The sequence below is a fragment of the Rhizobium sp. BK538 genome, from assembly GCF_014197575.1.
In the GTDB taxonomy this organism is placed as follows: Bacteria; Pseudomonadota; Alphaproteobacteria; order Rhizobiales; family Rhizobiaceae; genus Rhizobium.
Window position 1 is genome coordinate 46,638 of the sequence record NZ_JACIFT010000005.1, and the last position, 13,528, is coordinate 60,165.

Genomic DNA, 13,528 nt, shown 5'->3' on the forward strand with positions numbered 1-13,528 from the left:
GGTGTCGAGAGTCCGCGAAGCAGTGGCGTCAGTTCGCGCTTATGTGGCGACACAGACTCGTCAATTGGTGGCGCACCCGACAGGATTCGAACCTGTGACCTTTGGAATCGGAATCCAACACTCTATCCAGCTGAGCTACGGGTGCATGCCTGAGGCGTTTGAATCGCCTGTCCGATGCGTGGTTCTTAGCCTAGCTTCTCGCTGGCTTCAATCTACAAAATGAAAAGTCCGCCGTTCTTGCGGGCGGCGGACTTTTATATCTCACGTCCGGGGTCAGACCTGCATGGCGCCAGGGCCAGGGATGGCCTTCGGCGGCACCTTGCCGAGGATGATCATGCCGAGCACTTCGTCCTTGGTGACGTCCTCGGTGCGGGCGTGGCCGACGACCTGGCCGTTCTTCATCACCGAGACGCGGTCGGCGAGATCGAAGACGTCGTGGATGTCGTGGCTGATCAGGAAGATGCCGATGCCTTCCTTTTTCAGCTGCTTGATCAGCTCGCCGACCTGCGCCGTTTCCTGGGGACCAAGGGCGGCCGTCGGCTCGTCCATGATCAGGATGCGGGCGTTAAAGAGGATAGCGCGAGCGATCGCCACCGATTGCCGCTGGCCGCCGGAGAGCGCCTTCACGGGCTCCTTGAAGCGACGGAAATTGGGGTTGAGACGCCCCATCACCTCGCGCGCGGAGGCTTCCATGGCGACGTCGTCCAGCGTGCCCCAGGGGGTACGCAGCTCGCGGCCGAGATAGAGGTTGGCGGCGGCGTCGACGTTATCGGCGACGGCGAGCGTCTGGTAGATCGTCTCGATGCCGTACTTCTTCGCATCGCGCGGATTGCGGATGTCGGCCGGCTCGCCGTTGATCAGGATCTCGCCGCTGTCGCGCTTGTAGGCGCCCGAGAGGATCTTGATCAGCGTCGACTTGCCGGCGCCGTTATGGCCGAGAAGCGCGACGACTTCGCCGGGGTAGAGATCGACGGAAGCGTTGTCCACGGCGTGGATACCGCCGAAGGAGATCGAGATGTTCTTGAGTTCCACAAGAGGAGCGTTCTGGCTCTGGGGAGTGCGTTGATCAGTCATATCTAGGACTCCTCTTACTTGGCACGTGAACGATAGACAGTGTCGAGCCAGACGGCGACGACCAGCACCGCACCGACGACGACGCTCTGCAGCGGCGTGTCGACATGGGCAAGTACCATCCCTGACTGCAGCGACTGCATCACCAGTGCGCCGAGCATAGCGCCGGCGATCGTGCCGGTACCGCCGGCCAGTGACGTGCCGCCGATGACGGCTGCGGCGATCGTATACAGTTCGTCCAACGTACCTTGGGCATTGGTGGCGGCGTTGAGGCGGGCGGTCGAAATCGCTGCCGCGACGGCGGCGAGCATGCCCATCAGCGCGAAGATGCGGACAGTGACCCAGCGGGTCTTGATACCGGCAAGTTCTGCCGCCTCAGGATTTCCGCCGATCGCGAAGACGTAACGGCCAAAGCGCAGGCGGGTGGCGATGAAGGTCATGATGATGCCGACGATGATTGCGATCAGAACCGGCACGGCAATGCCGTAGGGGATATCTAGGCCGGTTTCGGGCCACGGAATGTTGTTCGCCTCGGCGTACCTCTTGGCGATATTGATCGGCCAGTAATAGCTGTTGGCGATCCAGACGGCGCCGAGGATCAACACGCAGGAGAGCGCCGACAGGAAGTACTCGGCCCAGACCGGGCGCCGCGGGAAGCCGAAGCGTTTGCGCTGGCGGCGCGAGTTCAGGATGCTGCCGATGACGAAAAGGCAGGCGAGCACGCCAACGATCCAGCTCCAGGTAGCGCCGATCGAGCCTTCGGCACCGCCGCCCATGATGCGAAAGGTCTGGTCCATCGGGGCAACCGTCTGGCCGCTGGTGACGAGCCAGGTGGCGCCGCGCCAGACGAGCAGACCGCCGAGCGTCACGATGAAGGAGGGAACGTTCAGGAAGGCGATGATGAGGCCCTGGAAGGTACCGATCAGTGCGCCGGCGATGAGGCCGACGATCAGCGTGACGATCCAGGTGAAAGGGCTATCGAAGCCGATGAATTCGGGCAGGATTTTCGCCTGCGTGACGCCCATGATCATGGCGCAGAGGCCAAGCACGGAGCCGACCGAGAGGTCGATATTGCGCGTCACGATAATGAGAACCATCCCGGTCGTCATGATCGCGATGTCGGTTGTCTGAACCGAAAGGTTCCACAGGTTTCTCGGCGTCAGAAACAGCCCGCCGGTGATGATGTGAAAGCCGATCCAGATGATAAGCAGCGCACCGATCATACCGAGGAGGCGCGTGTCGATTTCGGTCGCGCGGAAGAAGCGGCTGACGAGGTTGCCCTCAGCCATGCTCGGTCCGCTTGAAGTTGTGGATTTTACCATTTCGGCCATGGGTTTGCCGTTCCCCCACTGTTTGGACGTTTGATCCGCTTCGCATCACGTCGATGCCGGCGGCGTCGCCCCGTTCTTGTACTGACCATCGCCGTGCTTCCGAATTTCGGTCGCTCTGTCCCGCGACATGAAACCGGCAGGGAATCAAGGCCGCGATGGTTGGGTGAGGCGGATAGACCATCGACCGACGGTTCCAATCCGCATCCGGCGCCGCAACGGTTTCAGCCGTTGCGGCGCCGGCAATCTATGCCTTGCGGCCGTCGATTAGTCGCAAGCCTTGACGCTGCCGGCCTTGACGCCTTGGCAAGCTTCAGCCTTGGAGATCCAGCCGGCATCGATGACGACGTTCAGGTTGTCCTTGGTGATCGGAAGCGGCTTCAGGAAGACCGACTCCATCGGAACGCCCTTGGCGCCACCCTTGAAGGTCTGAACGCCTTCGATCTCGTTCATCTTCTTGCCGGCAGCGAGGTCGAGCGCGACTTCGGCGGCGCGCTTGCCGAGTTCGCGTGAGTCTTTCCAGACGGAGACCGTCTGTGTGCCGAGCGCAACGCGATTGAGAGCGGCTTTGTCGGCGTCCTGACCGGAAACCGGTACGGAGCCGGCGAGGCCCTGCGCGTCGAGGGCTGCGATGGCGCCACCGGCGGTGCCGTCGTTCGAAGCAACAACGGCATCAACCTTGTTGTTGTTCGCCGTCAGGAACTGCTCCATGTTGCGCTGTGCGTTCTCTGGCAGCCAGCCGTCGGTATAGGCTTCGCCAACGTTCTTGATCTTGCCGGCATCCACGGCGGCCTTCAGCACTTCCATCTGGCCCGAGAACAGGAAGTCCGCGTTCGGGTCGGACGAAGAGCCCTTGATGAAGACATAGTTGCCTTCCGGCTTCACCTTGAACACGCCTTCAGCCTGCAGACGACCAACTTCCTTGTTGTCGAAGGTGATGTAGAAGGCAGCCGGATTTTCGATCAGACGGTCGTAACCGACGACCGGGATGCCTTCAGCGGCGGCCTTTTCGATGGCCGGGCCGATGGCGTCGCTATCCTGAGCGAGGATGATGAGTGCATTCGCGCCCTGCGAAATCAGCGATTCAACGTCGGTCAGCTGCTTTGCGGCAGACGACTGGGCGTCGGCGGAGATGTACTTGGCGCCCTTGGCTTCCAGTGCCTTCTTGATGGCAGCTTCGTCCGTCTTCCAGCGCTCTTCCTGGAAGTTCGACCAGGAAACGCCAACGACGAGATCGGCAGCCATGGCGGCAGTGTGGACCGACACGAGGATGGCCGCCCCGGCCATCAGCTTCAAAATTGACTTCATAATTATCCTCCCGAGTGAGTTGCGGCCAGCCCCAGCCAGTGGTTCCTCCGGCCGCCGCGGTTCGCTGACGAGAAGTTCCAATTATTTTCTCGACAGTCGAGAAATTTAGTGTCAGAGATTTTTTCAACTGTCAACACCGCACTATCAGCTTCGTTTCCGTTGCGGAAAACTGCTGGAGATGCTGTGTGAACGAGGGCGGAATGCGAGGGGGAGAGGGCCGGCATATATGCTGACCAAGTCGAGCACGGAATTGGTCCGGCAGCGAAATAGCGTCCTCGTGCTCGCCGCGCTTCGAAGACATGGCGCGTTGGCGCATACGGAGATTTCCGAATTTACGAAGCTTTCCTCGGCGACGATCTCGGCGATCACCGCCGATCTGGAAAAAGCGCAGATCATCGAGAAATCCGAACACCAGGCAACGAGCGGGAGAGGGCGTCCGCGCGTGCTGTTTCGGCAACGGCGCGACTGCGGCTACCTTGTCGTCGTGATCATTTCATCGGATGGCGTCCAGTATTCGCTCGTCGACTATGCCGGCAGGCTCATCGACCGGTTCAGCGAGGAAAGGTCGCACGATCCCGCCGGTTCCGAGCGGTTTATTGCCTCCATCAGGGAGGGGCTTGCACGCATTCTTTCACGCTCAAAGCTTTCCCAGGAAAAAGTGCTGCTGATATCGATCAGCAGCAAAGGTCTCGTGCATGCAACGGACCCCGTGCTGGTGTGGTCTCCGATTTTCGGCAGCAACCAGATCGACTTTGAATCGGCATTACGGCCGGACTGGCAGGCCAAGATCATTCTCGGCAACGAGACGCAGCTGGTTGCGGCGGCGCTCGGCGCGCATGAGGAAAATACCAGGCCAGCGGAATTCCGCTCGCTGGCGGCGTTGTCGCTCGGACATAGCATCGGCCTCGGCATCGTTCGGCGCACGGGGCAGGGGGAGCGTGAGATCTCGGCGCCGAATTTCGGTCATATGCTGCATATGGCAAACGGAGGCCTTTGTCGCTGTGGAAGCAGGGGGTGCATCGAGGCCTATGCCGGATTCTATGCCATTTTGCGCATGGCCTTCGAAGTGCCGCTCGACACGATCCCGGCCAAGTTCGTGCCGGTCGCCGAGCTCGACAAGATCGCCGCGCGAGCGCGCCAGGGGCATCGCATGTCCGCTTTTGCGTTCAGGCAGGCCGGTATCGCACTCGGAAACGGGCTTTCGCGTCTCCTCAGCCTGACGGAGCGTATGCCGATCGCGATCACCGGTCCGGGAACGCGCTACTATGATCTGTTGCGACAAGGGATCGAGGAAGGGCTTGGCCAAGCGCATGTCGTGCGAATGGAAGGGATGCCGGAGATCCGCGTCGTACCTGACGAATCGATCCTCGTCTTCGAGGGGCATCTGGACAGGGCATTGTCAGTGATCGATCAGGAGCTGGTTCTGTCCGGCATTCAGGGATCGGACTAGCCGTGCGTCCCGCGCAGCATAGCAATGAAACGAGAAATGGCCGGGCAGGGACCCGGCCATTTCACAGGTGGCTTTCGGTCGGGAGAGGGCCGTCAGCCAATCTTGATGAGTTTGCCTTCCTTGACGGACTGCACGGCAGCGTCGGCAAGTGCCAGAGCAGCGAGGCCATCGGCGCCGGACGGCGTAATCTTCGCGCCCTTCTCGATCGCGGCGATGAAGCTCGCGATCTCGTTGGCATAGGCTTCGGTGTAGCGGGTCATGAAGAAGTCGTGCAGCGGCGGGCGGGTGTAGCCGAAGCCGTTGGCAACCTCGATCGACACCGGGCGCTGGTTTTCGGCGGCGACCATGCCCTTCGAGCCATGCACTTCGATGCGCTGGTCGTAGCCATAGGTGGCGCGGCGCGAGTTGGAGATGATCGCCTGCTTGCCGGACTTGGTCTGCAGGATCACCGAAACGCTGTCGTAGTCGCCGGCTTCGCCGATCGCCTTGTCGACGAGGACCGCGGCAGTGGCGCTGACGGCAACCGGCTCCTCACCAAGCAGGAAGCGGGCCATGTCGAAGTCATGGATCGTCATGTCGCGGAAGATGCCGCCCGAACGCTTGATGTAATCGACCGGCGGAGCGCCCGGATCGCGCGAGGTGATGGTGACCATTTCGACGTCGCCGATTCGGCCGTCATCGATCGTCTTGCGAACGGCCATGAAGTGCGGGTCGAAACGGCGGTTGAAGCCGACCATCAGCTTGGCCCTGGTCTCGTCGACGACCTTGATGCAGGCCTTGACGCGGGCAACGTCGAGATCGATCGGCTTTTCGCAGAAGATGGCCTTGCCGGCGCGCGCGAAGCGCTCGATCAGATCGGCATGGGTGTCGGTAGGGGTGCAGATGACGACAGCATCGATATCCTTGGCGGCTTCGATCGCCTCGATTGTGCGGACCTCGCAGCCGTAGGCGGATGCGATCGCTTCGGCTGCCTGCGGGAACGCGTCGGCGACGGCAACGAGCTTGGCGTTGGCATCGCCGCTGACGGCCTTCGCATGAACCTTGCCGATGCGGCCGGCGCCGAGAAGACCAAATCTGACTGTCATGAGAACCTCCCTTGGATTCGGAACAGATGAACCGAATTGCATCTAATGTGGAATTTTCATTCCATTTTATGTCCGCCGCGTCAAGCCGGCGCTCTTTCACATTTTCAAAATCCACCTTAAAGACGTGTGACAATTCAGCTATGGGAATGAGATGCAACTGATCGATCCACAACATCCGGCCTATCGCCCGCTTTGGGTTCGCATCCTGATTGTGGCCGTTTGCTTCGGCTGGGCGCTGGTCGAAATCATTACCGGCGATCCATTCTGGGCCGTCCTGTCGGGCGGTGCCGGTGTCTACGCGGTCTACATGCTGTTCTGGACCTACAAGCCGCAGTCGGCGCAGAACGCCACGCCGCCATCGACCGATAACGACGACGACGAGGAAGACAAGGAAAACAAGGAAAACAAGGAAAACAAGGAAAACAAGAAGGACGCGGACTAGTCAGCGGGCAATGCGGCGCAGTGCCTGGTCGATCAGCAGATTGGCTGTGGTCATCCGCTTCGTCGCGTTCTCGCGGAACAGCGGATCAACGCGATCTGGATGGTTCTTCTTGGCAAAGGCGCGCCGTTTCACGCTGAGACTTTGCACCGTATCGCGCGCTGAAATATCCAATTCGGCGGCGATGTCTTCTGCTGTGATGCGTGCAAGATAATCCGGCATTACCGGCTCGGGCTCCGGTTCAGGAGGCGGCAGGGGCTCGGCCACCGTCTCCGGAGCGATGAATTCCAGTGTCTCGAAATACGCCTGGTCGGGCCGTGCTGACGATACCGAGACCCCTTCCATGACGTTGAAAGCGAGTCCAGTGTTGAGACCGCTCACACGGGCCGAAGCGGGCGCATCCTGTTCGACAGTCTCGTCCTCCGCCTTCAGGCGGTCGAGCACGGACTGGAACACCGATTGGCTGAACAGCATGATTGCCCTCCTTTGGCGGCGGGCATTAGATGCGAGCAAAATGGTGCAAAGCTTGTCAGCCCGCGGCCGCTTTCTTGCTCTCGGCCAGTACTAGGTCATAAAGGAGCCGCGCGCTCGGGGGGAGCGCCCGCTCCTTCACCGTGATCAGGCTGTAGGGCCTGACATTGATCTCGAAATCGATCGGCAATACCCGCACATCCGACGCCTTCGACTTGTGGGTCGCCAGGAACTGCGCGACGTCAAGCGCGATCGGAGCGATTGCATCCGTCTGGCAAACCGTCGCGCAGGTGAGCAGTAGCGACGAGGTGTTGACGATATTTTCCGGCAGCGGCACGCCGCGAGACAGGAACAAGTCCTCGATCGTCCGGCGCAGCAGCGTCCCCGCCGGCTGGAAGACCCAATCATATCGTGGGAGGTCCTCCAGGGAGGCGACCTTCTTCTTCAGCAACGGATGGCCTCCCCGCACGATCAGGCAAGCCTTCTCCACGCCGATCTCCTGGACCTGGAACAAGCGCGGATTAAGATCGTCGGGAATGCGGCTGATAATGAAGTCGTGCCGGGCGGCCAGCAGTTCGCGGGCGAGCACGTTGCTCGTTTCGACCTGTATGGTCACCTCTATGCCGGGCAGGGCGGTTCTAACCCGCTTGATCGCCGGTACCACAAGGCTCATGGCCGGCGCGGTAACCGCGCCGATGAAGACGGCGCCGCCCTTTCCCGTCTTCAGTTCGGCAATCTCGCGGCCGGCCTCGCGAAGTTCCAGCATGATCTTGCGCGCCCGTCTGGCAAGCGCCTGTCCGAAGGTCGTCAGTACGACGCCGCGCGCCACTCGCTCATAAAGCGGTGTCTTAACGATCGATTCCATTTCCGACAGGATTCGCGATGCCGCCGGCTGCGAAATGTTCAGCACCTCGGCGGCGGCTGAAATTTGGCCGCTATCTTCGATTGCGACGATCATCCGCAGGTGATTCAGTTTAAGCCCCGATCTCAAAAAGGCGTCGTCACCGAAAATATCGGTATGAATGTCCACATTGGCATCGGTCTGCGGGTCTGAAATGAACGCCATGGTTGCGGCCTCCCAACCGCGCTCCATCAAAAGTAATACTTTTTAACGATATACCAAAATTGTTATGCACTTTGCCAGTTATTCTATTTGACAGTTATAGGAATCCATACCAGTTTGCCGCCGTGTGCTGGTTGGCACTCAACACGTGTGAGAGCGTGGAGGAGACCTACTTCGTTTCTCACCATCTGAAGTAATTATCCAAGACGGAACCTGCCACAGTTTCGGAGCGGGCGATTTTTCGTCCGTGCGTTTATTAACTAAGGGAGAGAGAGATATGAAATCCATTATCTCGTTGATGGCAGCGGCGGCCTTTGGCGTCGCTTCGTTCGTAATGCCGGCTATGGCAGCCGACAAGGGGACTGTCGGCATTGCAATGCCCACGAAGTCGTCCGCTCGCTGGATCGATGACGGTAACAACATCGTCAAGCAGCTCCAGGAAGCTGGCTACAGCACCGACCTGCAGTACGCAGACGACGACATTCCGAACCAGCTGTCTCAAATTGAGAACATGGTCACGAAGGGCGTTAAGGTTCTCGTCATCGCCGCTATCGACGGCACGACGCTTTCCGACGTTCTCCAGAAGGCTCACGACGCAGGCATCAAGGTCATCGCTTACGACCGCCTGATCCGCGATTCGGGCAACGTCGACTACTACGCGACGTTCGACAACTTCAAGGTCGGCGTTCTGCAGGCAACGTCCATTGTTGATGCCCTCGGCCTTAAGGATGGTAAGGGTCCGTTCAACATCGAGCTCTTCGGTGGTTCGCCGGACGACAACAACGCCTTCTTCTTCTATGACGGCGCGATGTCGGTTCTGCAGCCTTACATCGACAGCGGCAAGCTCGTCGTGAAGTCCGGCCAGACCGGCATGGACAAGGTCGGCACGCTGCGCTGGGATGCGGCAACGGCCCAGGCTCGCATGGATAACCTGCTCTCGGCTAACTACACCGACGCGAAGGTCAATGCAGTTCTGTCGCCTTACGACGGTCTGTCCATCGGCATCATCTCGTCGCTGAAGGGCGTTGGCTACGGCACCCCGGACCAGCCGCTCCCGGTCGTTTCCGGCCAGGACGCTGAAGTTCCGTCGGTCAAGTCGATCATCGCTGGCGAGCAGCACTCCACGATCTTCAAGGACACCCGCGACCTCGCAAAGGTGACCGTCGGCATGGTCAACGCCCTGATGGAAGGCAAGGAGCCTGAAGTCAACGACACCAAGACCTACGACAACGGTGTCAAGGTTGTTCCGTCCTACCTGCTGACCCCGGTCGCAGTTGACAAGACCAACTACGAGAAGATCCTCGTCGAAGGCGGTTACTACAAGGCTGACCAGCTGAAGTAATAATTGTACCAAGTTGGCCGGAATCCGCTGCTTGCGGGTTCCGGTCTTCAATTTTATGATCGCCGCGCCCCTTTTGGCTGCTGGCGCTGGATTATGACCATGGACAATACAATCCTCGAAATGCGGAACATCACCAAGACGTTCCCAGGCGTAAAGGCGCTTGAGAATGTGAACCTCAAGGTTCGACAGGGTGAGATCCACGCATTGGTGGGTGAAAACGGGGCCGGAAAGTCGACCCTGATGAAAGTTCTCTCCGGCGTTTACCCGGCCGGAACCTACGACGGCGACATTGTCTACGAAGGCGACGTCCGTCATTTCAAGGCACTCAAGGACTCCGAAGAAATCGGCATCGTCATCATTCACCAGGAACTGGCGCTGGTGCCGCTCTTGTCGATCGCCGAAAATATCTTCCTCGGCAACGAAGTCGCCCAGAACGGCATCATCAAGTGGCAGGAAGCCTTCAAGCGCACGAAAGAGCTGCTGAGCAAGGTCGGCCTCAAGGAGTCGCCGGAAACGCTCGTCACCGACATCGGCGTCGGCAAGCAGCAGCTGGTCGAAATCGCCAAGGCGTTGTCGAAGAGCGTAAAGCTGCTGATCCTCGACGAGCCCACGGCTTCGCTCAACGAAAAGGATTCCGACGCGCTGCTGGAACTCCTGATCGAGTTCCGCAACCAGGGCCTGACGTCGATCATCATCACGCACAAGCTCAACGAAGTGCGCAAGGTCGCCGACCAGATCACGGTTCTGCGCGACGGCATGACGGTGAAGTCGCTCGACTGTCAGACCGAAGAGATCAGCGAAGACATCATTATCAAGAACATGGTGGGCCGCGAGCTCGCCGATCGTTATCCGCCGCGCTCAGTGCCGATCGGCGAGACGATCCTCGAGGTGAAGAACTGGAACGCTTATCACCAGCATCACCGGGACCGCCAGGTTCTGCACGACATCAACGTCACCGTCCGCAAGGGCGAAGTGGTCGGTATCGCGGGCCTGATGGGCGCCGGTCGCACCGAATTTGCGATGAGCCTGTTCGGCAAGTCCTACGGACACAAGATCCATGGCGACGTGTCCATGCACGGCAAGCCGGTGGATGTCAGCACCGTTCGCAAGGCGATCGATGCCGGTCTTGCCTATGTGACTGAAGACCGCAAGCATCTCGGGCTCGTGCTCGGCGAGAACATCGTTCACAACACGACGCTCGCCAATCTGGCCGGCGTGTCGAGCGCCACGGTTATTGACAGTATCAAGGAATCGAAGGTCGCATCGGACTACCGCTCGAAGCTGCGCATCCGCAGCTCCAGCATCTTCCAGGAAGCGGTCAATCTCTCGGGCGGCAATCAGCAGAAGGTCGTGCTGTCGAAGTGGTTGTTCTCCGATCCTGACGTTTTGATCCTCGATGAACCCACACGCGGTATCGATGTCGGAGCAAAATACGAAATCTATACTATCATCAACCAGCTCGCCGCCGACGGCAAAGGCGTTCTGATGATCTCATCGGAAATGCCGGAACTGCTTGGCACGTGCGACCGCATCTACGTCATGAATGAAGGACGTATCGTGGCGGAACTGCCAAAGGGAGAGGCGAGCCAAGAAACCATCATGCGCGCTATCATGCGCTCAGGGGAGAAGAAACAATGACTCCGGTCAACCCTTCAGCCACCGAGGAAAGTAACGTCGTATCTGTTGCCGACTATATCAGGGGCAATATCCGCGAATATGGCATGCTTATCGCGCTCGTCGCGATCATGGTCTTCTTCCAGTTTTATACCGGCGGTATTCTCTTCAAGCCGGTCAATCTGACGAACCTCGTTCTGCAGAACTCCTTCATCGTCATTATGGCGCTTGGCATGCTGCTCGTCATCGTGGCCGGTCACATCGACCTCTCGGTCGGCTCGATCGTCGCCTTCGTCGGTGCTGTTGCCGCAATCATGACCGTCACCTGGCAAATGAATTTTGTGGTGGCGGGCATCCTGTGCTTGATCATCGGCGGTCTGATCGGTGCTGCCCAAGGTTACTGGATTGCGTATCACCGCATCCCGTCCTTCATCGTTACGCTGGCGGGTATGCTCGTCTTCCGTGGCCTCACGTTGTTTGTGCTCGGCGGCAAGAACATCGGCCCGTTCCCGAAGGACTTTCAGGTCATCTCGACCGGCTTCCTACCGGGCACGATGATCGATGTCGCTGGTGTTCCGCTGCATTCCACGTCCCTGATCTTGACGCTTGCCATTACTGTTGTCCTTTTCTATCTCGCTTGGCGCCGCCGCAAGGTCAACGAGAGCCATGGTATCGATGTCGAGCCGACGAGCTTCTTCATCGCGCAGAACGCCGTCCTGTCGCTGGCAATCCTGTTTCTCGGCTATCAGCTTTCGAGCTACAAGGGCCTGCCGAACGTTCTCGTCGTCATGCTCGTGTTGATCGCGGCCTACGCCTTCGTAACGCGCCGCACGACAATCGGTCGCCGCATTTACGCCATGGGCGGCAACGAGAAGGCAACCAAGCTCTCGGGTATCAACACCGAGCGCCTGAGCTTCTACACCTTCGTCAACATGGGTGTCCTGGCTGGCCTCGCGGGCATGATCATCGCAGCTCGCCTGAACTCGGCGACCCCGAAGGCGGGCGTCGGCTTCGAGCTTGACGTTATCGCGGCCTGCTTCATCGGCGGTGCCTCGGCATCCGGCGGCGTTGGCAAGATCACCGGTGCTGTCATCGGCGCCTTCATCATGGGTGTCATGAACAACGGCATGTCGATCGTCGGCCTTGGCATCGACTTCCAGCAGATGGTCAAGGGACTGGTGCTTCTCGCTGCCGTCTTCTTCGACGTCTACAACAAGAACAAGGGCTAAGCGCTCCGGCGCTGCGCACGCATTCGCAGTCATGTGAACTTACCAATCCGGCTCCTTTGAGAGCCGGATTGGCGGAGCATTTTCCGCGCTATCGAAAAAAGGATGAAGACCGTGCTCATTTCGCAGATCAAGGGTTCGAACGGAGAGATCATTGTCGCCGTGCGCGAGCCGGGCGGTACCGCGAAAGCCGTCAAGAATGCCGGCAGCGTCTATGCGCTGGCCATGGAAGCCGCAAACGGCGGCAAGTCGCTGGTTTCGGTGATCGAAGCGCATGGCTACGGCGATGCGGTCGATCTCGAAAAGGCTTATGCCGAGGGCCGCTTCCTGCCGCCGATGACGCATCCCGATGCGGCGCACCTGCACCTGACGGGCACGGGCCTCACCCACCTGGGCTCGGCCGCCACGCGCGACTCCATGCACAAGAAGACCTCCGAGGCGGCTGAAGAGACGCTCACCGACTCGATGAAGATGTTTAAGATGGGCCTCGAGAACGGCAAGCCGAAAGCCGGCGAGAAGGGCGTCCAGCCCGAGTGGTTCTACAAGGGCAACGGCTACGGTTCGGCGGCCCCCGGCACGCCGCTCGTTTCCCCGTCCTTTGCGCTTGATGGCGGCGAAGAGCCTGAAATGGCGGGCGTCTATGTCATCGCGGAAGACGGTACTCCGTTCCGCATCGGTTTTGCGCTGTCGAACGAGTTCTCCGATCACGTCACGGAGCGGATCAACTACCTCTACCTCGCGCACTCCAAGCTGCGCCCGGCAAGCTTCGGTCCGGAAATCCGCATCGGCGTGGCGCCGGAAGACATCCGCGGCACCTCGCGCATCAAGCGCGGCGACAAGGTGATCTTCGAAAAGCCCTTCCTGTCGGGCGAGGCGAACATGTCGCACACCTTTGCCAATCTCGAATATCATCACTTCAAGTACGGCCTGTTCCGTGTGCCCGGCGATGTCCACGTCCACATGTTCGGAACGGCAACGCTCTCCTTCGCGGAAGGCATCAAGGCGGAACAGGGCGATGTCTTCGAAATCGAAGTCGCCGAGTTTGGCCTGCCGCTGCGCAACCCTCTGAAGATTGCCGCCGAAGAAGAGATTGCCGTCAAGCAGCTCTGATTTCGCAAGGCCCGGCCGCTT

General features: G+C 59.7%; 12 protein-coding genes and 1 tRNA gene. 6 read left to right on the top strand and 7 right to left on the bottom strand.

Features of this window, described 5'->3' with window-relative positions; translation table 11 throughout:
• Positions 1 to 68: 68 nt before the first annotated feature.
• The 4 genes from FHX09_RS07435 to xylF all read right to left on the bottom strand — a co-directional run bounded on the left by FHX09_RS07435 (position 69) and on the right by xylF (position 3,707).
• Positions 69 to 145 (bottom strand) — tRNA-Arg (locus FHX09_RS07435).
• A 128-nt stretch (positions 146 to 273) separates the two neighbouring features.
• Positions 274 to 1,074 (bottom strand): ATP-binding cassette domain-containing protein, encoded by an 801-nt coding sequence (locus FHX09_RS07440; RefSeq protein ID WP_132588864.1) that lies wholly within the window; start codon positions 1,072 to 1,074, stop codon positions 274 to 276.
• A gap of 14 nt (positions 1,075 to 1,088) precedes the next feature.
• Complete coding sequence (locus tag FHX09_RS07445) at positions 1,089 to 2,402, bottom strand: sugar ABC transporter permease (protein ID WP_132588863.1); 1,314 nt, start codon at positions 2,400 to 2,402, stop codon at positions 1,089 to 1,091.
• Positions 2,403 to 2,666: 264 nt separating this feature from the next.
• Positions 2,667 to 3,707 (bottom strand): D-xylose ABC transporter substrate-binding protein, encoded by a 1,041-nt coding sequence (gene xylF / locus FHX09_RS07450; RefSeq protein WP_007800280.1) that lies wholly within the window; start codon positions 3,705 to 3,707, stop codon positions 2,667 to 2,669.
• Between the two features lie 226 nt (positions 3,708 to 3,933).
• Here xylF and FHX09_RS07455 point away from each other — a divergent pair, with 226 nt between their 5' ends.
• Entirely contained in the window at positions 3,934 to 5,157 is a 1,224-nt protein-coding gene (locus FHX09_RS07455) for an ROK family transcriptional regulator (protein WP_183719197.1), read from the top strand.
• 92 nt (positions 5,158 to 5,249) lie between these two features.
• Here the strand turns inward: FHX09_RS07455 and iolG are convergent, their stop codons facing one another.
• On the bottom strand, positions 5,250 to 6,242 hold the full coding sequence (gene iolG, locus FHX09_RS07460) for an inositol 2-dehydrogenase (RefSeq protein WP_132588861.1): 993 nt from the start codon (positions 6,240 to 6,242) through the stop codon (positions 5,250 to 5,252).
• 151 nt (positions 6,243 to 6,393) lie between these two features.
• Here iolG and FHX09_RS07465 point away from each other — a divergent pair, with 151 nt between their 5' ends.
• A complete protein-coding gene (locus tag FHX09_RS07465) occupies positions 6,394 to 6,684 on the top strand; it encodes a hypothetical protein (RefSeq protein ID WP_184449657.1) in 291 nt (96 codons plus the stop codon).
• Here the strand turns inward: FHX09_RS07465 and FHX09_RS07470 are convergent, their stop codons facing one another.
• Both FHX09_RS07470 and FHX09_RS07475 read right to left on the bottom strand, forming a co-directional pair.
• Complete coding sequence (locus FHX09_RS07470; protein ID WP_132588859.1) at positions 6,685 to 7,155, bottom strand: hypothetical protein; 471 nt, start codon at positions 7,153 to 7,155, stop codon at positions 6,685 to 6,687.
• Positions 7,156 to 7,210: 55 nt separating this feature from the next.
• Positions 7,211 to 8,218 carry a LysR family transcriptional regulator gene (locus FHX09_RS07475; RefSeq protein WP_007800271.1) on the bottom strand — a complete coding sequence of 336 codons (1,008 nt, stop codon included), beginning with the start codon at positions 8,216 to 8,218 and terminating at the stop codon, positions 7,211 to 7,213.
• A 274-nt stretch (positions 8,219 to 8,492) separates the two neighbouring features.
• On the opposite strand from FHX09_RS07475, the gene chvE reads away from it, so the two are divergent.
• The 4 genes from chvE (at position 8,493) to araD1 (ending at position 13,507) form a co-directional block, all read left to right on the top strand.
• A complete protein-coding gene (chvE, locus tag FHX09_RS07480) occupies positions 8,493 to 9,557 on the top strand; it encodes a multiple monosaccharide ABC transporter substrate-binding protein (RefSeq protein ID WP_007800269.1) in 1,065 nt (354 codons plus the stop codon).
• Positions 9,558 to 9,656: 99 nt separating this feature from the next.
• Positions 9,657 to 11,195 (top strand): multiple monosaccharide ABC transporter ATP-binding protein, encoded by a 1,539-nt coding sequence (gene mmsA, locus FHX09_RS07485; RefSeq protein WP_007800268.1) that lies wholly within the window; start codon positions 9,657 to 9,659, stop codon positions 11,193 to 11,195.
• Positions 11,192 to 12,400 (top strand): multiple monosaccharide ABC transporter permease, encoded by a 1,209-nt coding sequence (gene mmsB / locus FHX09_RS07490; RefSeq protein ID WP_007800267.1) that lies wholly within the window; start codon positions 11,192 to 11,194, stop codon positions 12,398 to 12,400. Before mmsA ends, mmsB begins: the two co-directional genes overlap by 4 nt.
• Positions 12,401 to 12,511: 111 nt before the next feature.
• On the top strand, positions 12,512 to 13,507 hold the full coding sequence (gene araD1, locus FHX09_RS07495) for an AraD1 family protein (protein ID WP_184449766.1): 996 nt from the start codon (positions 12,512 to 12,514) through the stop codon (positions 13,505 to 13,507).
• Positions 13,508 to 13,528 lie beyond the last annotated feature (21 nt).